Origin of the sequence: Enterobacter cloacae complex sp. R_G8 (genome assembly GCF_024599795.1) — a bacterium.
Taxonomy (GTDB): domain Bacteria; phylum Pseudomonadota; class Gammaproteobacteria; order Enterobacterales; family Enterobacteriaceae; genus Enterobacter; species Enterobacter dissolvens.
The window spans coordinates 2,759,831-2,779,169 of sequence record NZ_CP102246.1 but is presented as its reverse complement, the minus strand read 5'-3'; the positions used below and the strand labels follow the sequence as shown (position 1 = coordinate 2,779,169).

The 19,339-nt window shown below is 53.1% G+C and carries 18 protein-coding genes; 9 read left to right on the top strand and 9 right to left on the bottom strand.

Annotated elements, in window-relative coordinates; all coding sequences use genetic code 11:
* Position 1 precedes the first annotated feature (1 nt).
* Both NQ842_RS13175 and NQ842_RS13170 read left to right on the top strand, forming a co-directional pair.
* Positions 2 to 2,182: a type I secretion system permease/ATPase gene (locus NQ842_RS13175; RefSeq protein ID WP_257255933.1), complete on the top strand. Its 2,181-nt coding sequence runs from the start codon at positions 2 to 4 to the stop codon at positions 2,180 to 2,182.
* Positions 2,179 to 3,354, top strand: coding sequence for an HlyD family type I secretion periplasmic adaptor subunit (locus tag NQ842_RS13170; RefSeq protein ID WP_257255932.1), 1,176 nt, complete (start codon positions 2,179 to 2,181; stop codon positions 3,352 to 3,354). Before NQ842_RS13175 ends, NQ842_RS13170 begins: the two co-directional genes overlap by 4 nt.
* A 35-nt stretch (positions 3,355 to 3,389) precedes the next feature.
* Here NQ842_RS13170 and NQ842_RS13165 read toward each other — a convergent pair whose 3' ends face one another.
* Complete coding sequence (locus NQ842_RS13165) at positions 3,390 to 4,274, bottom strand: MarR family transcriptional regulator (protein WP_257256936.1); 885 nt, start codon at positions 4,272 to 4,274, stop codon at positions 3,390 to 3,392.
* A gap of 330 nt (positions 4,275 to 4,604) precedes the next feature.
* On the opposite strand from NQ842_RS13165, the gene NQ842_RS13160 reads away from it, so the two are divergent.
* A complete protein-coding gene (locus tag NQ842_RS13160; protein WP_257255931.1) occupies positions 4,605 to 6,068 on the top strand; it encodes an EAL domain-containing protein in 1,464 nt (487 codons plus the stop codon).
* A gap of 29 nt (positions 6,069 to 6,097) precedes the next feature.
* On the opposite strand, the gene NQ842_RS13155 is transcribed toward NQ842_RS13160, so the two are convergent.
* The 3 genes from NQ842_RS13155 to NQ842_RS13145 form a co-directional block, all read right to left on the bottom strand.
* The gene (locus NQ842_RS13155; RefSeq protein ID WP_013096686.1) at positions 6,098 to 6,370 is read right to left on the bottom strand and encodes a YqjD family protein; all 273 of its coding nucleotides are present in this window, start codon (positions 6,368 to 6,370) and stop codon (positions 6,098 to 6,100) included.
* Positions 6,371 to 6,479: 109 nt separating this feature from the next.
* The gene (locus NQ842_RS13150) at positions 6,480 to 7,148 is read right to left on the bottom strand and encodes an epoxyqueuosine reductase QueH (protein WP_047361968.1); all 669 of its coding nucleotides are present in this window, start codon (positions 7,146 to 7,148) and stop codon (positions 6,480 to 6,482) included.
* An 83-nt stretch (positions 7,149 to 7,231) separates the two neighbouring features.
* A complete protein-coding gene (locus NQ842_RS13145) occupies positions 7,232 to 7,708 on the bottom strand; it encodes a GNAT family N-acetyltransferase (RefSeq protein WP_050859503.1) in 477 nt (158 codons plus the stop codon).
* Positions 7,709 to 7,793: 85 nt separating this feature from the next.
* On the opposite strand from NQ842_RS13145, the gene NQ842_RS13140 reads away from it, so the two are divergent.
* Positions 7,794 to 8,717 carry a LysR family transcriptional regulator gene (locus tag NQ842_RS13140; RefSeq protein ID WP_257255930.1) on the top strand — a complete coding sequence of 308 codons (924 nt, stop codon included), beginning with the start codon at positions 7,794 to 7,796 and terminating at the stop codon, positions 8,715 to 8,717.
* A gap of 170 nt (positions 8,718 to 8,887) precedes the next feature.
* Here NQ842_RS13140 and iraM read toward each other — a convergent pair whose 3' ends face one another.
* Positions 8,888 to 9,256: an anti-adapter protein IraM gene (gene iraM / locus NQ842_RS23420; RefSeq protein ID WP_014831849.1), complete on the bottom strand. Its 369-nt coding sequence runs from the start codon at positions 9,254 to 9,256 to the stop codon at positions 8,888 to 8,890.
* A 575-nt stretch (positions 9,257 to 9,831) separates the two neighbouring features.
* Between iraM and NQ842_RS13135 the strand changes: the two genes are divergently transcribed.
* The 3 genes from NQ842_RS13135 (at position 9,832) to NQ842_RS13125 (ending at position 13,111) form a co-directional block, all read left to right on the top strand.
* The gene (locus tag NQ842_RS13135) at positions 9,832 to 10,107 is read left to right on the top strand and encodes a metal/formaldehyde-sensitive transcriptional repressor (RefSeq protein WP_013096678.1); all 276 of its coding nucleotides are present in this window, start codon (positions 9,832 to 9,834) and stop codon (positions 10,105 to 10,107) included.
* A 31-nt stretch (positions 10,108 to 10,138) separates the two neighbouring features.
* On the top strand, positions 10,139 to 11,257 hold the full coding sequence (locus NQ842_RS13130; RefSeq protein WP_257255929.1) for an S-(hydroxymethyl)glutathione dehydrogenase/class III alcohol dehydrogenase: 1,119 nt from the start codon (positions 10,139 to 10,141) through the stop codon (positions 11,255 to 11,257).
* Positions 11,258 to 11,416: 159 nt separating this feature from the next.
* Positions 11,417 to 13,111 carry a methyl-accepting chemotaxis protein gene (locus NQ842_RS13125; protein WP_096928029.1) on the top strand — a complete coding sequence of 565 codons (1,695 nt, stop codon included), beginning with the start codon at positions 11,417 to 11,419 and terminating at the stop codon, positions 13,109 to 13,111.
* Positions 13,112 to 13,160: 49 nt separating this feature from the next.
* Here the strand turns inward: NQ842_RS13125 and NQ842_RS13120 are convergent, their stop codons facing one another.
* The 4 genes from NQ842_RS13120 to NQ842_RS13105 form a co-directional block, all read right to left on the bottom strand.
* Positions 13,161 to 15,545, bottom strand: a complete 2,385-nt coding sequence (locus NQ842_RS13120; protein ID WP_014831859.1) for a glucose/quinate/shikimate family membrane-bound PQQ-dependent dehydrogenase — start codon at positions 15,543 to 15,545, stop codon at positions 13,161 to 13,163.
* Positions 15,546 to 15,811: 266 nt separating this feature from the next.
* Positions 15,812 to 16,735, bottom strand: a complete 924-nt coding sequence (locus NQ842_RS13115) for a LysR substrate-binding domain-containing protein (RefSeq protein ID WP_014831860.1) — start codon at positions 16,733 to 16,735, stop codon at positions 15,812 to 15,814.
* Positions 16,736 to 16,899: 164 nt separating this feature from the next.
* Positions 16,900 to 17,784 carry an SDR family oxidoreductase gene (locus tag NQ842_RS13110; protein ID WP_014831861.1) on the bottom strand — a complete coding sequence of 295 codons (885 nt, stop codon included), beginning with the start codon at positions 17,782 to 17,784 and terminating at the stop codon, positions 16,900 to 16,902.
* A gap of 66 nt (positions 17,785 to 17,850) precedes the next feature.
* A complete protein-coding gene (locus NQ842_RS13105) occupies positions 17,851 to 18,240 on the bottom strand; it encodes a YdeI family stress tolerance OB fold protein (protein ID WP_014831862.1) in 390 nt (129 codons plus the stop codon).
* A 138-nt stretch (positions 18,241 to 18,378) separates the two neighbouring features.
* On the opposite strand from NQ842_RS13105, the gene NQ842_RS13100 reads away from it, so the two are divergent.
* Together NQ842_RS13100 and NQ842_RS13095 are read left to right on the top strand one after the other, a co-directional pair.
* Complete coding sequence (locus tag NQ842_RS13100) at positions 18,379 to 18,882, top strand: hypothetical protein (protein WP_046887491.1); 504 nt, start codon at positions 18,379 to 18,381, stop codon at positions 18,880 to 18,882.
* A gap of 9 nt (positions 18,883 to 18,891) precedes the next feature.
* Positions 18,892 to 19,338 carry a DUF421 domain-containing protein gene (locus NQ842_RS13095; RefSeq protein ID WP_014831864.1) on the top strand — a complete coding sequence of 149 codons (447 nt, stop codon included), beginning with the start codon at positions 18,892 to 18,894 and terminating at the stop codon, positions 19,336 to 19,338.
* Position 19,339: the final 1 nt, after the last annotated feature.

Sequence of the window (19,339 nt, the reverse complement as noted above, 5' to 3'; positions counted from 1 at the left end):
TATGAAGACACATCCACAGTACGAACCCTGGCTGCAGGGCATGCTCACCATCGCGAAGCACTATCGGCTGGACTTTTCGGCGGAGCACGTTCGGGTCACGATTAACCATGAAAGTCAGTCTCCGCGCCAGCTGGTGCTGGAGGAGATGGCGCGCCAGCTTGGGCTCGGGATGCGTGTGGTGGCGGCTGAAGCGGTATCCCTCGACCCGTGGCGTCTGCCGCTGCTGGCGGAGTTCACCGGTGGCCAAATCGCGGTCATTAACCGCATGGACAACGATGGCAACGTCAGCCTGCAATTCAGCGGCGACGGCGGGCTGGAGACAACGCTGACACGGGAAGCGCTCGGTTCGCGGTTGAAAACGCTGCTGGTGTTGCGCCCGCTGGGATCCACACCGGATGCCCGCGTGGATGACTACATCAAACCGTATGAGAAAAACTGGTTCTGGCAGCTGGCGCTGAAAGACTGGCGGCGCTACAGCGATATCATGCTGGTGGCGCTGGTCGCCAACGTGCTGGCGCTTTCTGGCATGATCTTTTCCATGCAGGTCTATGACAGAGTGGTCCCGTCGCAGTCTGAAGCCACCCTGTGGGTACTGTTTGGCGGCGTGATGATCGCCATTGTGTTCGAGTTCATTATGCGCATGCTGCGCGTACATATTTCGGATGTGGTGGGAAAACGCGCTGACCTGCGGATCTCCGAGCGGGTGTTTGCCCACGCGCTGCGGATCAAAAACGGGGCCCGCTCCAAATCGACCGGCTCGTTTATCGCCCAGATCCGCGAGCTGGAGTCGGTGCGCGAGCTGATTACCTCCACCACCATCGCGGCGATTTCCGATCTGCCGTTCTTCCTGCTGTTTGTCTTCATTCTGTGGATGATTGGCGGTCCGCTGGTGCTGGTGGTTCTGCTCGCCGTACCGCTGCTGCTGATCCCCGGCCTGCTGGTGCAGCGCCCGCTGGGAAAACTTTCCAGCGAAGGGATGCGTGAATCCGCCATTCGTAACGCCACCCTGGTGGAGGCGGTGCAGGGCATTGAGGACATCAAGCTGATGCGCGCCGAACAGCGTTTTCAGAATCAGTGGAACAACACCAACGATGTGGCGGCCAGCGTCGGGATGAAACAGCGCTGGCTGACAGGGCTGCTCCTGACCTGGACCCAGGAGGTGCAGTCGATTGTCTACGCGGTGGTATTGCTGGTGGGGTGTTATCTGGTCATCAGCGGCGACATGACCACCGGTGCGCTGGTAGGCACCTCGATTCTGGCCTCGCGCACCATCGCGCCGCTGTCCCAGATTTCGGGCGTGCTGTCCCGCTGGCAGTCGGCGAAGGTGGCGAGAAAGGGCCTGGACGACCTGATGCAGCGCCCGATTGACGATCCTCAGCAAGGCAAAAAGGTCCATAAAGCCCATCTGCGCGGGGACTATGCGCTTGAGGACGTGGGGTTCTGGTACGACGAAGAGGAAAAACTGACCGTGCTGAACATCAGCAAATTGCAGATCCGCGCCGGCGAACGGGTGGCGGTGCTGGGGCGCAACGGCTCCGGTAAAAGCACCTTGCTGCAGCTTCTGGCCGGGATGCAGGAACCGCAGCAGGGGAGCATTCTGCTGGACGATATCGCCTTAAACCATCTCGACACCGCCGACGTGCGCCGGGATATGCAGTTGCTCAGCCAGCAGGCGCGGCTGTTCTTTGGTTCCGTGCGCGACAATATTGTGATGGGCAATCCGCTTGCCACCGACGAGGAGATTCATCAGGCACTGGTCAACAGCGGTGCGCTGGAGTTTGTCCGCAAGCAGAAAATGGGGTTGAACTACATCATCAATGAAGGGGGGGCCGGGTTATCCGGTGGTCAGCGGCAGGCGTTGCTGCTGGCGCGCGCCCTGATTACGTCGCCCAACATTCTCCTGCTGGACGAGCCTACCGCCTGGCTGGATGAGATGAGCGAAAAACAGTTTATACAGCACTTACAGCAATGGCTGGGCAAGCGCCGGACGCTGGTGGTGGCAACACACCGGCTGCCGATTCTGGATCTGGTTGACCGTATCATCGTGCTGGAAAACGGGAAAGTGGTCATGGACGGTCCGCGCGACGCGATCCTGCGTCAGCATGGGATGGCACCGCAAAAGGCGCCTCTGCGTACCGCGACCCTGAAACCGGCCGCAGTGGTCAGGGAGGGAATGGCATGAATGATGTATCCCGCTACAACAGCCGCCTGAAAGAGCCGCGTCTGCCGCGCTCCACGTGGGTGGCATGGTCCCTGTTCGCACTGCTTGCGGTATTTATCGCCTGGGCGAGCCTGTTCCAGCTCGATGAAGTCACCACCGGCAACGGCAAAGTGATACCGTCTTCCCACGAGCAGGTCATCCAGTCGCTGGAAGGGGGCATTATCCATAGCCTGCTGGTGCGCGAAGGTGACATCGTCGAACGTAGGCAGCAGTTGGCTCAGCTTGACCGGACCAAAACAGAGTCCAGCGTGCTGGAGAGTGAGTCTCGTCTGAACGCCGCGCTGGCAACGGCTGCCCGCCTGAAGGCGGAAGTCAACGACACGGAACTCGCGTTTCCGCAAGAGCTGGATGACGACGTTGAGCTGGTCAAACAGGAAACGGCGCTCTACCAGTCCCGCCGGGAAAGTCTTGAAAAAGGGCTGGCGGGTTTACGTCAGGGGGCTGAACTTGTTCAGCGTGAGCTGTCGTTAACCCGTCCGCTGGTCACCCAGGGGGCGGCGAGCAAGGTGGAGGTGCTACGTCTTGAGCGGCAAAAAAATGAGCTTGAGAACAAAATCACCGAAATGAAAAACCAGTATTACGTGCGCGCCCGTGAAGAGCTGGCGAAAGCGAATGCGGAGATCGAAGCCCAGCGCTCGGTGATGAAAGGGCGTGAGGATTCGCTGACCCGGCTGACCTTCAATGCCCCGGTTCGTGGGATTGTGAAGGATATCGACGTCACGACCGTCGGCGGCGTCATCCCACCGAATGGTAAACTGATGAGTCTGGTGCCTCTTGACGATCAGATGGTAGTTGAAGCCAAAATTTCGCCGCGTGATGTGGCGTTTATCCATCCTGGACAAAAAGCGCTGGTAAAAATTACCGCCTATGACTACTCGATTTACGGCGGGCTGGCAGGTGAGGTGACCATGATTTCACCGGATACCCTTCAGGATGAGGTCAAGAGAGACGTTTACTACTATCGCGTCTATATCCGTACCGACAGTAACCATCTGACCAATAAGCAGGGCAAAGATTTCCCTGTATTTCCGGGGATGATTGCGACGGTCGATATTAAAACGGGCAGTAAATCGATCCTCGATTATCTGTTGAAACCGCTGAACAAGGCAAAAGAAGCGTTGCGGGAACGTTAATGAAAAGGGCGTTCGGGAAACCGAACGCCCAGTGGTTATACCGTGGATGTCACGTTGCCATTCGGGCGCCGCTCTTTGGGAACAACGTTAATGTAGTGCGTGACGTAGGCAAAATATAGCCCGGCATAATTTTCAACGAGTTGAATAAATGCAGGGTAAATGGTCATACGGCCATCGCCTCTGTCTTTAAGATATCCTGCTTCCTGTGCGGCTTTAATAATACGGGCAACATGGATCCGGGAGACAAAAAATTCTTTTGCCAGCGTGCCAGGTGAATAATCGATTATCGCGCCATGGGCAGTTTGATTTTTAACAGCCTGTAAGTAAATATAAAGCATAATCATTCGACCGCCATCCTTATCAATAAACAATCCCACCTCAGGCAAAACAGCCCTGAACGTTAAACCACGAAACAGATACTCTGCCGCCCGCCGGAAAAAATTATTTCGTAACACATCATTATCTAACAGGTTAATGTTGATATTAAATGTCGGGTAAAGAATGCTGACGGGGATAAATGCGCCAGTCATGTAACGCTTGAGTTCATCCAGTCCTTTTTGCGTGGGGGCGATGCGTGTCTTGCGGCGATCTTCCGTACAGCGCCAGGTCTTAATACGCCCGGTGGTTCTCAGTAGGGTAATGATGGCGATGACGCTGTTTGGGCTGGCGATTTTGTATCGCGAACATAATTCCTTTATCTCTGATACGGATTCAGCCTGATTACCGAAAATAAAACAACACATGGAAAGGATGATATTGAACCGTGATTCCTGAAGCATGGTTTTGTAGAACAAGGGTTGTTTTTTATAGATGCTGTCATTAATTTTGTAGTGTTCTGTTATTGCCTCGCTAAACCGCGGGTTGTTCTTAATGACGTCCCTTCGATGTAGCAAGGCCCTGGATGAGATATGATTATCCATAGCGTTTTTTCTCTTTTTTGAGCAAGCCGATGTAATGAAGTATCCAGACTTCTTTTTCGGAATTTTCATTATACCCTGCGAGGAAAATATTTTCCGTCGTTATTTGCAAAGATTGTTATATTTGCTTTGCATATGGATGTGGACGGTGATTAACGCAAAGATGTTGCAGGGGGAAAGGTTGATAACAGTGTATTAACGTTCAGCGGTAAGATAAAATTAACCTGTTACGCAGGTTATATTCAGGCTTGTGACTTTTTCGAACGTGTTTAGTGTCGATTTGCTGGTCGTTATTGACCAGGGTAACGGTGTTTTTGTACCCAGGAGCGCATTATGATTCAAAACCAATCTCACAAGAATACTGATTGTCATGCACAGGTATTTGTAATTTCAGCCTGCAGTTTTACGTTCCAGGGGTATCAGCTGTTACTTGAACAGCAGGGGATATCTGCGTCACATATACGTTTTGATGGCGACACCGCCAACCGGGAAGATGTCTATAATATTATCAGAAATCATGAAGCTACCATTTCGGTCTTTCCCGGTAAAGCGATCGTGGATCTTCTGGAGAGCCTGAAACGGCTTGCCGATATTCTCAATACGCTTCCCGTCATCCGTCAGGTCACCCTGTATGGCGATATTCCTGACAGCTGGCTGTACGGAACCCTGCGTAGCCTCTTGAATAATAATCACAAACTTTCTCAGATACGCATCGCCACTCTGACTGCTATTGGTGATCATCACCAGAACGCTACCGGCGCGCACAAGGAGCGTTCTCGCTTATTACGGAATAGTCATCTGGATGGCAGTGATAAAGGGCATCAAAAAGGACTGACACAAAGAGAATTAGATGTTTTATTAAACTTCTACCGGGGAATGTCCGTTAATCAGCAGTGCGAAAAGCTCGGGCTGACGAATAAAACGGTCTATACCCACCGTAAGGAAGGTTTAAGAAAACTGCAATTAATTCACCTGTGGCTTAACGATCCTAAAGGCTATTCTTCTGAAGGAGCGGTAGGCAGACAGACTGAAAGAGCGCCACTGTCCAGTACCGAGGTGGATGTTTTTAACGCGCTGCTTAAACGAGAAATATTCCCTGCCTATCAAATCATTACAGACAAATATAAAAAAGGTGTGGGTTTTGAAATTTTGTTACGCTGGAATAAAAACGGTAAAATCCTCAAGCCAGCCCATTTTTTGGCTGAGGTGAAAAATCGTGAATTATGGCTAAACATCACTGCGCTGGTGCTTCATGCTGCTATTTCTGGCATCAACAAATATAACGGGAAATACTATTTTTCGATCAATATTCCGCCACAACTTGCGGCCGGGAACGCCTTACCCGACATGGCCAAAAAGGCCATAAAGATGCTACTTAACCCCCAGTGGGCCGGGAACCTGGTCTTTGAATTCGCTGAAGATATTGATGTCACAAAGGATAAAACCATCCCGGAAACCATGCGTCGCCTGCGCAGTACGGGCTGTAGGTTGTTTTTAGATGATTGCTTCTCCAGCCATCAGACTATGTTCCCGATAAGACAGGTTCATTTTGATGGCTTAAAACTTGACCGGGATATTGTCGGGCAGTTTGTTGCTAATGACAATGATTATAATCTTATTAAAGCGATTCAGATTTACAGTGACATGACCGGCAGCGAATGTATTGCAGAGGGAGTTGATAGTGCGGAAAAATTTGAAAAGCTGGTGGCGTTAGGTGTGAAAAGTTTCCAGGGATATTATCTTTCTCGTGCTGTAAAAGAAGAGGAGTTAGATCGTATGGTACGGATGTTTAGTTAGTGAAAAATAAGGCCCCGTGGGGCCTGAAATTATTTACGGCCGAGTAACAGGCCAAGAACAATACCCACTGCCCCAGCCGCAATCAGGCCGGTAAGCGGGTTATTTCTGACCGCTTCAGTGACATCAGAAACGGCATCACTGGCCTGCGCAGCATATTTACGTGCTGCACCTTTCACCTGATGTTTGGGGGAGTCAACGAATTCACCAAACTGCTGCTGTGCAGAGCCTGTCAGTTCGTCGAGTTTATTTTTCGCTTTATCACCAGCGTACTGTGCATTTTTATCAGCGTCGAAATCAGACATTGTTACCTCCTTTTGTGGATAACTTAAAGGATAGCCGCTATTTGGCCATCTGAGAGGCACAATGCTGATTCAGGCGCGTTTTCGGATATGTCTCCCCTGGAATGCTGTCTTACTCGTCGGATTCCTCTTTGCCGTAAAACAGTTTGCCGATTTTGATGAGAGGGCGTCCCTGAGACTTGCGGTGTAGGTTGCTGTCCCGCAGTGAATACACGCACCCGCAGTACTCCTGCTGATAGAACTGTTCGCGCTTGCTGATCTCAATCATGCGCGATGAGCCGCCTTGTTTGCGCCAGTTATAATCCCAGTAGACCATGCCCGGATAGTGGGCTGCTGCACGATGACCGCAATCATTGATCTGCTGCATATTCTTCCAGCGCGAGATGCCAAGGGAGCTGCTGATCACGCTGAAACCATTTTCCGCCGCGTATAACGCCGTGCGTTCGAAACGCATGTCGAAGCACATGGTGCAGCGGATCCCACGCTCAGGCTCCCATTCCATCCCTTTTGCGCGTTCAAACCAGTTATCCGTATCGTAATCCGCATCGACAAAGGGCACGCCGTGTTTTTCAGCAAAACGAATATTCTCTTCCTTACGGATGAGGTACTCCTTTTGCGGGTGGATATTGGGGTTATAGAAGAAGATGGTGTAATCAATGCCCGAGGCCTGAATGGCCTCCATCACTTCGCCGGAGCAGGGCGCACAGCAGGAGTGCAGCAGCAGTTTATCAGCGCCGTCTGGCAGGGTAAGTTGAGGACGAATGAAAGGGGCTGTGCTCATGGTATTCAACAATATGTTAATGAAATTTATGGAATTGTAGCATACATCCCGCACAGCCGGGATCTATGCTGAGCGCGACGCGTTTATCCGGCGAATGTCCGCAGCGCTTCTCCATCCAGGCGATAGCGCACCCACTCGGACTGCGGCAGGGCGCCAATGCTCAGGTAGAAGTCGATTGCCGGCTGGTTCCAGTCCAGTACGCTCCATTCCAGACGACCACACTGACGTTTTACAGCGAGTTGCGCGATGTGTTTCAGCAAGGCTCTTCCCGCGCCTTTACCGCGATAATCCGGGGATACATACAGGTCTTCCATATAGATACCGTTGCGGCCAAGCCAGGTTGAATAGCTGGTGAAGAACACGGCATAGCCAGCGATCTTACCTTCAAACTCTGCGATCAGCGCTTCGGTTTTACTGTCTGCGGCAAAGAGGGTTTCGCGGATCTCGTCCGGCGTGGTGATCACTTCTTCCGGCGCTTTTTCATAGACCGCCAGCTCATAAATCATGGCGTAAATGGCCGCCGCATCCTCGGGGCGGGCCTGACGAATAGTAATGCTCATGGTTGTTCCTGCATGTTTTGCGATTGATGGCGCTAAGCATACGGAGTATTGTCCGAAGAATTAAGTGCAATGAAATCAACAAACGATGAATATTATGCATCCGGCTCTGAGACGTCTTGATTTAAACCTGCTGCCCGTTTTCGACGCCATTTACCGTCACCGTTCGGTTCGCCTGGCAGCCGATGAGTTAGCGATGAGCACATCGGCACTGAGCCATGCACTGTCACGTTTGCGAACGACGCTGAACGATCCGCTATTTTTTCGCGAAGGGCATCGCATATCACCCAGCGTCTATGCCACACAGCTCGCGCCGTCCATTGCTTCTGCTTTGTCGTTCCTTAATCATGAGCTTACCCCGCAGCCGGAGTTTGACGCGGCCAAAAGTAGCGAGAGCCTGCACATTGCGATTACGGATTTTACCGCGCTTTGTATATTCCCGGCCCTGATGCACACATTGCAGGATGCCGCGCCGGGTTTGCGTTTTGAGCTGCGCTATCTGCCACACAGCCCCGCGCTGACGGAGCTGCTGGCGGGCGAAGTGGATCTGGCGCTCGGTTTCAGTACGGCGGAGGAGATCCGCCATCCTGAACTGGAGGAGATAAGCTGGTTTGAAGATGAGTATGTGGTCATCAGCAACACAAGCCGGACGCGTCTGACGCTGGAGGATTATCTCGCGGCCCGCCATCTGGTAGTCACCCCCTGGAATGAGAAGCAGGGCGTGCTGGATTTACGCCTGGAGGAGCTCGGCTATACCCGGCACATTGCGATCAAAACCCCGTCGATGCTCAGCGCACCGTTTATCGTGGCGCAAAGCGATCTGCTGATGGCCATTCCCCGCTATGCGGCCGAAAAGCTGAAGGCGGCAGTGAATATCAACATTTTTACCTTACCGTTCTCTATTCAAAAATTTGACGTGAAAATTTACTCGCATAAACGCAGTGGTCAGCGGGGCGCAACCCGCTGGCTGAAAGAAGAGTTGCAAGCGCTGGCGCAACGGGGTGATAGATGATTAATAAAATATATTATCCGAGATATGACCGTGCGCCTGCCGCAAGTCATCGACAGGCGCACGGATGCCGTAACTGATAGGGTTTCAGTTGGTATCTCAGTATAATAAATGTTAAGCATGCGGTCCCTGTAACAGGGGGCAGCGGATCCAAAAGCTAACTTATTAAATGATTAGCTATCGCGAGGCACGCTTATTATCAAAGGGGTTGTCTCAAATCCGTGCGGGCATTTGCGCGCATTGCAATGCTCAGCGTATGAGCAGTCTTCAGAATCCAGATTTTTATTGAAAGGACAGGCCATTTTGTTTTTTATTTCGTACCACAGGTTCTCATTGTATGGCGAGACGTTATAAAGGGAGATTTGGTTAAACACGCCATTTACAAAAATTCCATTTTTCGTTGTATGTATTCTGTCTCCGGGCAAAAGATAGATGTCACTCTCGTACCAAATTATTAATCTTAATAATTTCAAACCAACAATATGCGAATAAACGATTCCTGTGTTAGGGCAAATGACAGAACTTAATACTCGCCACGACATCATACTCTTCTCCATAAGATATTGTTACCTGGATTTAGGTTTAGCACGTGATCAGACATCGATCAATGTTGTAACTCATTGATATTGATCGTTATTTTTAGTTATATCGCTTTTTATTCATATATAACAATGGCTTGCGTAATATGGTTTCGATAATTATTTAGAATTATTTATCTAATGAGTAAGTGGAGTGGTTTGATTTTGACCGTTTACAGGTTATGAATGCAAAAAAATAAGATTACGTAGAAGCCTTTATTATTAAGGAAAACTTAATCATGCCTGAAATCATTTCATTTCAACCTGTTACCAGGTTTAAGGTTTAGAAGGCTTTTTGAATTATTATCAATGCTGCTTATCTATTCCACCGAATAAGGGGTGCTACTGACGCTTTTTTTTGGCTTAGCCATAAAAAATGGCTGAATTCAAATGTTGAGGCCAGCATTTCAAAGAGAAATCATTCAGAATTACTTATGTATGATAATGCCCTTCCGGGGCCTGATAACCCTATGAAAGCTGTTGTTTACACAATGTTGCTTAAAAAGGTACCATACCCCCCTATAGTATCAGGAGGCCGTATGCCGCACTCACCCGAAGATAAAAAACGTATCCTCACTCGCGTCCGTCGCATTCGGGGCCAGGTTGATGCCCTTGAACGCGCGCTGGAGTCGGGCGACCCCTGTCTGGCTATCCTGCAGCAAATTGCCGCCGTGCGTGGCGCTGCCAATGGCCTGATGGGCGAAATGGTCGAAATTCACCTCAAAGATGAGCTGGTGACGGGGGAAACCACGCCAGATCAGCGAGCCGTGCGCATGGCAGAAGTCGGCCATTTGCTGCGCGCTTATCTAAAATAAACCCACACACCACACAATAAGGGAAGACACTATGAAATCTCGCGCAGCCGTCGCATTTGGCCCAGGCCAGCCGCTCAAAATCGTTGAAATCGACGTTGCACCGCCGAAGAAGGGCGAAGTGCTGATCAAAATTACCCACACTGGCGTATGCCATACCGATGCCTTTACGCTGTCGGGTGACGATCCGGAAGGCGTTTTCCCGGCGGTGCTCGGCCATGAAGGGGGCGGTGTGGTGGTGGAAGTCGGCGAAGGCGTGACCAGCCTGAAGCCGGGCGACCACGTGATCCCGCTGTACACCGCAGAATGCGGCGAGTGTAAGTTCTGTAAATCCGGTAAGACCAACCTCTGCCAGGCGGTTCGCGCCACTCAGGGCAAGGGCCTGATGCCGGACGGTACCACCCGTTTCTCTTATAACGGCGAGCCCGTCTTCCACTACATGGGCACCAGCACCTTCAGCGAATACACCGTTTGCGCGGAGATCTCACTGGCGAAGGTGAATCCGCAGGCGCCGCTGGATAAGGTCTGTCTGCTGGGCTGCGGCGTCACCACCGGGATTGGCGCGGTACACAACACGGCGAAAGTGAAAGAGGGCGACACCGTGGCGGTGTTCGGTCTTGGCGGGATTGGTCTGGCGGTGATTCAGGGTGCAGTTCAGGCGAAGGCCGGTCGCATCATTGCGGTGGATACCAACCCGGAAAAATTCAAACTGGCGGGTGAAATGGGTGCGACGGATTTCGTGAACCCGAAAGATCACGAAAAACCGATTCAGGAGGTCATTGTTGAGATGACTGACGGTGGCGTGGACTTCAGCTTCGAATGTATCGGCAACGTGAACGTGATGCGTTCCGCGCTTGAATGCTGCCACAAAGGCTGGGGCGAGAGCATCATCATCGGCGTGGCCGGTGCGGGTCAGGAGATCAAAACCCGTCCGTTCCAGCTGGTAACCGGGCGCGTATGGCGTGGCTCAGCGTTCGGCGGCGTGAAAGGGCGCACGCAGCTGCCGGGGATGGTGGAAGATGCGATGGCCGGGAAAATCCAGCTCGATCCGTTCATTACCCACCGTTTACCGCTGGAGCAGATCAACGACGCGTTCGATCTCATGCACGAAGGTAAATCCATCCGTACCGTCATTCATTTCGGCGACAAGTAACTCTTCTGCCAGCGGTTTTTGCCGCTGGCGTTTCTTTAATAATCTTCTCTAAAGTGTGACCAGTGCGGCGTTTTTAGCCGTAATCTAAATCTCAGCCGTGCCGATGACTATCTAACAGGCGTGTTTTTACGCATCTTACCTACAAGAGAGTCGACGGTCATGGACAACACTACTTCGATGCCAGCGCAGCGCAAGCTGGGCTTCTTGCATCACATCAGGCTGGTTCCGCTGTTTTCCTCCATTCTCGGTGGCATTATTCTGCTATTTGCCTTGAGCGCAGGTCTGGCGGGTTATTTCCTTTTACAGGCCGACACCGATCAGCAGGATGTCACGTCTGAAATTCAGGTGCGTATGGGGCTATCAAACAGCTCTAATCATTTGCGAACCGCGCGTATCAACATGATCCACGCCGGGGCGGCGAGCCGTATCGCAGAAATGGATGCGATGAAGCAAAACATCGCTGAGGCGGAAAAACGGATCAAGCAGTCTCAGGAAGGGTTTAACGCCTACATCACTCGCCCGGTTCGTACGCCTGAGGATGAAGCGCTGGATGCCGATCTGAAAACACGCTATGACGCCTATATCGCAGGCCTGCAGCCGATGCTTAAGTTTGCTAAAAACGGCATGTTTGAAGCCATCATTAACCATGAAAACGAAAGCGCCCGCCCGCTGGATGACGCATACAACGCCGTGCTGCTGAAGGCGATAAAGATCCGCACCGAGCGCGCGAACGCCCTGACGGTTAAGGCACACAGCCGCACACAGCTGGGCCTGATGTTTATGGTGGGCGCGTTTGCCCTGGCGCTGGTGCTGACGGCCATGACCTTTGTCGTGCTGCGTCGCACGGTGATCACCCCGCTGCAGCGCGCCGCGAAACGCATTGAAAATATCGCCAAAGGCGACCTGACCATGCCGGACGATGTGGCCGGACGCAGCGAAATTGGCCGCCTGACGCGCGACCTGCAAACCATGCAGCACTCGCTGGAGAATACCGTCGGTACCGTGCGTCAGGGGGCGGAAGAGATCTATCGTGGCACCAGCGAAATCTCCGCAGGCAACACCGATCTCTCTTCCCGTACCGAGCAGCAGGCCGCGGCCATTGAGCAGACGGCGGCCAGCATGGAGCAGCTCACCGCAACCGTGAAACAGAACGCCGATAACGCGCACCATGCCAGCAAGCTGGCAGAAGACGCTTCCGGTAAAGCCAGCCGGGGTGGCCAGATGGTCTCCGGGGTGGTGAAAACCATGGGCAATATCTCCACCAGTTCGAAGAAGATTTCCGAAATTACCGCCGTGATTAACAGTATCGCCTTCCAGACCAATATTCTGGCGCTCAACGCGGCGGTAGAAGCGGCGCGTGCGGGTGAGCAAGGGCGCGGGTTTGCCGTGGTGGCAAGCGAAGTTCGCACTCTGGCAAGCCGCAGTGCGAATGCCGCCAAAGAGATCGAAAGTCTGATCAACGAATCCGTTTCGCTGATTGATCAGGGCTCGGGTGAAGTTGTTGCCGCCGGTAACACCATGAATGAAATCGTCGAAGCAGTTAAACGCGTGACGGACATTATGCTGGAGATCGCCGCCGCGTCTGATGAACAGAGCCGTGGCATTGTACAGGTGAGCCAGGCGATTTCTGAGATGGATAAAGTGACCCAGCAGAACGCCTCGCTGGTGGAAGAGGCTTCCGCCGCGGCGGCGTCGCTGGAAGAACAGGGTGCACGTCTGACCGAGGCGGTGGGCGCATTTCGCCTGAGCGGCAAGACTCAGGGGCGTACTGAACAGCAGAGCTCTGCGGCAGTTAAACCTGCTGCACTACGTCCGGCGGTTGTGAATAACGGGGATAACTGGGAGACGTTCTGAGTCGCCACCGGGCATAAAAAAGGGACCTTTCGGTCCCTTTTTTCATCCCTTACTTTTTATCGGGTAACGCATACGCGATAACGTAATCACCGCGATCCGGTGACTGGCGGGCGCCGCCAGCGTTAATGACGATGTACTGTTTACCGGTTTTCGGTGAAACGTAGGTCATAGGCCCGGACTGGCTGCCGACCGGCAGACGGTCTTTCCAGATCTCTTTTCCGGTGGCGGTATCGAACGCGCGCAGGTAGAAATCCTGAGTGCCGGCAAAGAACAGCAGCCCAGACTGGGTGGAGAGTGACGCGCCAAGGGTCGGCATCCCGATCGGGATCGGCATATGCATGCGGATGCCCAGCGGGCCGGTATCTTCCACGGTGCCCACCGGAACCTGCCACACCAGCTTGCCGGATTTCAGGTCAACCGCGGACATCGTGCCAAACGGCGGTTTCTGGCACGGAATACCCAGCGGTGACAGGAAACGCTCGCGCATGGCGCCGAACGGCGTGCCGTCCATAGGCACAATACCCATCTCAATCCCGCTGGCGTCTTTCGCCACGCTGGCGCGCGGTACCATGTAGTTGGCCAGACCCAGACGCATATCGTTGACGAACATCAGGCCGTTGTTCGGATCGACCGAGACGCTGCCCCAGTTCATCCCGCCCAGTGAGCCAGGGAACTGCAGGGAACGATCGAGACCCGGCGGGGTAAAGACGCCCTGATGGCGCATCTCTTTAAACTGAATGCGGCACAGCAGCAGGTCGACAGGCGTCGCGCCCCACATGTCGGATTCGGTCAGGGTCTGGTTGCCAATCATCGGCATCCCAACGGAATACGGCTGCGTCGGGGAGTAGCGTTCGCCCTGCACGTTACCCACCGGGACCGGGCGTTCTTCCACTTTCGCCACCGGTTTGCCGGTTTCGCGGTTGAGCATAAAGATCATGCCCTGTTTACTGGTCTGCACCAGTACCGGCGTGGTTCCGCCTTTACCGTCTGGCAGATCGTACAGCAGCGGTTGAGAAGGCAGATCGAAATCCCACAGATCGTGGTGGGTGGTCTGGAAATGCCAGCGGACCTGGCCGGTGGTGGCGTCAACGGCCACGATGGAAGAGCTGTATTTATCATCCAGCGCGGTACGTTCCCCGGCCCAGAAATCTGGCGTGGCGTTACCGGTTGGCAGATAGATCAGGTTGAGTTTTGCGTCATACGACATCGCAGACCAGACGTTCGGCGTACCGCGCGTGTAGGTCTGGCCTTCCGGCGGCAGGCCAGTCAGGTTCGGATTACCCGGATCCCACGCCCAGGCCAGTTTACCGGTATGAACGTCATAGGCGCGCACCACGCCCGGCGGTTCACCGGTGGAGTAGTTATCCGCCACGCGTCCGCCGACCACCACCACATTTCCTGCCACCAGCGGCGTAGAGGTTTGCTGATAGTAGCCTGGTTTGATTTCACCCATGCCCACGCTCAGATCCACGGTGCCTTTGTCACCAAAGTCCTCGCAGGCTTTACCGTTATCCGCATTAATGGCAATCAGGCGCGCATCGGTGGTGGGCAGGAACAGACGACGCGGGCAGGCGGAAGGCTGTGTATTTGCCTGTGACGTTGTCACGTTTGCGTGATCGTCAAAATAGCCCAGCCCACGGCAGCGCTGCCAGTTCGGGGCCGTGGCTTTGGCGTCATAACGCCATTTCTCTTTACCGGAGTCCACGTCGAGTGCCAGCACTTTGCTGTAGGGCGTACAGACGTAGAGCGTGTCACCGATCTGCAGCGGCGTGTTCTGGTCTTCTGCACCGGAGCCATTGCTCTGCGGGATATCCCCGGTATGGGCGACCCAGGCGACTTTCAGCTCGTTGACGTTCTGCTTGTTGATCTGATCAAGGGCCGCAAAACGATCCCCGTGAGTGGTGTTACCCCAGTGTTCCCAGTTCTTCTGCTGTTCCCCAGCCGCGACCGGTTTCACTGGCACCGGCTCATTCGCTGCCACCAGGGTTTGAGGTTTGAACATCCAGCCGAGGCTAACCAGCATTGCCACGGCGAGCAGCGCCGCCACGCCAAAGGCAGGGCCTTTTTTCACCGGCGTCTCACGGTTTGCCGCACGCAGGTACGGCCAGACGAGGGCACACAGGAACGCCAGAACCGCAAAGGTAAAGAGGCGTGAGAAGAGCGGCCAGAAATCCCAGCCGGCATCGCTTACCGCCCAGAACAGCGACGCGACAAACGCGATGCCATATAGCACGATCCCGCTGCTGCGGTTGATGAAAATCAGGATCGCGGCAATCACCATCACCACGCCCATGATCAGGAAGTATCCACTTCCGCCTACGGTGACGAGTTTAAAACCCAACCCGCCAACGGCCAGACCGATAATCGCCATCAGTCCGGCAAGGAGCCACTGCAGGATACGGGGTATCCCACGTGGCGCGTTGCCAAATGCCATCTCTATCTCCTTTAGATCCCCCGCTGCACGGCACAACGGTGTGCCGAATGTGTACCAGGTGGGTAATAAATGCAGCGGGGATAATGATTAATACGATTGAATTCGGGTCAATCAAATGATTTACGAACCATTTGGTGAATTCGCCGCTATGATAGAACTGTTAAATTGTTTTACGCAATTGTTAATGAATGATTTCGCATTAATTGATTAGAACGCAGGAATGACCCTCGCCCCGGGGGGAGAGGGTTAGGGCAAGGGGAAAGGAATCAGGCAGGCATCGACTTACGTATCGCGCTCAGCAGCGTCTGTGCACCTGAGGAGAGCGGCGTATCAACGCGGGTTAGAATGCCAATAGGTTCACCGGCACCGGGCGAGGTCACCGGCAGTGCGGTGAGCGTGCCCTGGCGTAAATCATCTTTCACCGCGCCGGAAGGCACGAACCAGACGTAGTCATAATCCACGGTGAGCTGGCGTGAAAGGGAAGCTGACAGGGTTTCAATACAGCCCGTCGGCAGCGTACAGCCCTGCATCTGCAGTAAGGTTTCGGCATTTTGCCGTGGAACCGTACCTTTTGGTGACACCACCACCGGCCACTCCATCACCCGGCTTAAGGTGACCGTATCCTGTAAAAGAGGATGGTTAGGGCGTACCACCAGCTTCAGGGATTCCAGGAACAAGAGTTCGTAATTCAGACCCACCATCAGTTCAGGATCCGACATTCGTCCGATACCCAGATCCAGCTCGCCGGATTTTAGTCCCGCAAGCAGCATGGTGTTATTCATGGTGGCGACCTGCAGGGTCGTATGCTTTTGCTGTTTGTGAAACTGACCAATCACCGGCGGCAGAATGCCCAGCGCCGCCGTAGGCAGGGCACCCACGCGCACAATCTCGTGCGTCTGCTCCTCTTTACGGTTCAGCGCCTGTCCGGCGGTATTGAGGGCATCAAGCACTTTCACCGCGTGCGTCAGGAACTGCTCGCCGACGAGGGTGAGTTGAGCCCCCAGGCGACCGCGATCGAACAGACGGGCGCCGGTCAGTTGTTCCAGCTCGTTAAGCGTTTTTGAGAGAGCAGGCTGGCTCAGGTTAAGGGTTTCAGCCGCACGCCCCAGCGTTCCCTGTTGAGCGACGGCCACAAATGTATGCAAATGGCGCAAGCGTATGCGCTGACTGAACAGACCATTTTTTTCCATAGGCGATGTTAAAAACAGAGCGATGCGGGTGACAAGCTAAGTTGTTTAATTTTGATAACTTGATAGCAAAATATTTTTAACATTTGATCTGTTTGAGTTACAACATGTTTTTGGCGGGGGCTGAACGTCCTTGTTCATTTATTGCACATTCGGGCAGGGAAACGTTAAATCACGCCATCACCACCGTCGGAACACCATACCTGGCCGGTCGTAAAGGAACACTCATCAGACGCCAGCGTGACGTATAAAGGTGCAATCTCCACCGGCTGGCCCGGACGGCCCAGCGGTGTGTCACCACCAAACTGCTTCACTTTCTCCATCGGCTGGCCACCGCTGGATTGCAGCACCGTCCAGTATGGCCCGGGTGCCACGGCATTAACGCGGATGCCCTTCGGCCCAAGCTGCTTGGCAAGGGATTTGGTAAACACTGCCAGGCAGGCTTTGGTCTGGGCATAGTCCAGCAGGACAGGACTCGGTTTTACCGCCTGCACGGAGGAGGTGTTAATAATTGCCGCAGGGGCTTTCAGATGGCGAAGCGCCGCTTTGGTGATCCAGAACGGGGCATACACGTTGGTTTTAAACGTGGCGTCGAAATCTTCGGTGGTGAGCTCTTCCAGCGATTCCCGATACTGCTGGCGACCGGCGTTGTTCACCAGAATGTCCAGTCCGCCAAGTTTAGCCACCGCTTCCTCCACCAGGTTCTGGCAGAAGGTTTCATCCCGGACATCCCCCGGCAGCGCGACGGCGTTCCGTCCTTCGGCCTTGATCAGGTCGATGACTTCGGCGGCGTCTTTCTCTTCTTCAGGCAGATAGTTAATGGCCACATCCGCGCCTTCGCGGGCATAGGCAATCGCCACTGCGCGGCCAATACCGGAGTCACCGCCGGTGATCAGCGCTTTTTTGCCCGCCAGTCGACCGTGTCCTTTGTAACTCTTTTCCCCGTGATCGGGAACGGGTTGCATCTCAGAGGCCAGCCCCGGCGGCGTCTGCGGCTGTTCCGGGAAAGGGGGCTGCGGGTAAGCGTTCGTACGTTGTGTAATATCACTCATAGCTGACTCCTTACAGGTCAAGGGGTGAGATTTGATGGATAATTGCAGCGTTAACGCTTCGCTGAGTTATTTTTGCAGACGATCGACACGCACAACGGGAGGTGAGGATTTTTTATCCAGCGAACCGTTAATGCTGATCATCTGGTCAGGTTTGACCGTTCTGTCGTCAAAGACGGCTTGCGGAATAATAACGTCGATTTTTCCGGTTTTATCCTGAAATACATACTTATCGCCGCTACCGTCAATAAGGTTGCCGCGTAATGAAATGGTTGCACCATCGTGCATTTGTTTAGCCTGGTCGATGGTCATAATGCGGGCATCATCCGTGCCGCGATAACCGCTGTCCAGCGCATGCGGAGGTGGGGGTGCTTCGCCTTTTTGTAACCCACCGTTATTATCAGCCCAGGCGGTTGGCACCAGAAATATCAAAAAAGCGGAAATAAGTGATAATTTCATCTGATATCCTTCATTTTAGGTGTCTTGACTTATTAAGTATTGTTGCTATTCCTTTATGTGGCAAATGTGATAAGTCTTAAAAACATTCGCCATACAAAACAGAACGTTTGGTAAATAAGCGAAACGGTGATAGCTGCCATGAATGATAAAAATGAAAAGTTACCCGGGATAAATGAGAGTTATCGCTTGCTGAGGTTTGAATATGCATTTCGGCAGGTGGGATTTATTGTGTTGCTGAGTATTATCATCGCGGCGATTGCCGGTCTGTTTTCAAGCGGGATGGTGAGTGATACGGAGAAAGCAAATTCAGCGAAATCGCTCAACCTTAACTATGAGCGCTTCGGACGGCGGCAAACCGAATCACGACTGGAACTTACCTTTCCGGTAACGACTGAGGGCAAATACACGGTCAGTCTGACCAGCGAGTCCGGCGACGCTTACGAGCCTGGCAGCATCTGGCCACAGCCAGACAGCATGTATAGCCGCGGGAACACCCTCTACTTCGTCTATAATCACCTTGAAATTTCAGAACATTTTTCGGTCTGGTTATTTATAACCCCCTCAAAAGCCGGCAAATGGAACAACGTCATCCGCGTAAACACCCTGCCGGAAATTCATTTCTGGCAATTTATTTACCCCTAGGAGGCTGCCATGGATATGGTCTTTCGTGCGTTGGCGATTTACCTGTTTCTGGTCGTGGTCTTTAAAGTAGCCGGGCGGCGTGCGCTGCTGCAGATGACCAGTTTTGACCTTATTCTTCTCTTAATTATCAGTGAAGCGACCCAACAGGCGCTGCTGGGGGAGGATTTTTCGGTCACGGGCGCGATGATAACGATCACCACACTGGTGGTGGTGGATATTATCTTCGGATTGATGAAAAAGTATTTTTCTCCGGTAGAGAATATTCTCGATGGCACCCCCGTTATTCTGGTGGAGAACGGTGTGCCGTTAGCGGATAAACTCAAGAAAGTTGATGTCTCATGCGATGATATTCTGGTGTCGGCCCGACAGAATAATGGCATTACAGAACTCAGTGAAATTAAATATGCCATTCTGGAGCGTAATGGACATATCTCAATTATTCCTTATGAAAATTAAG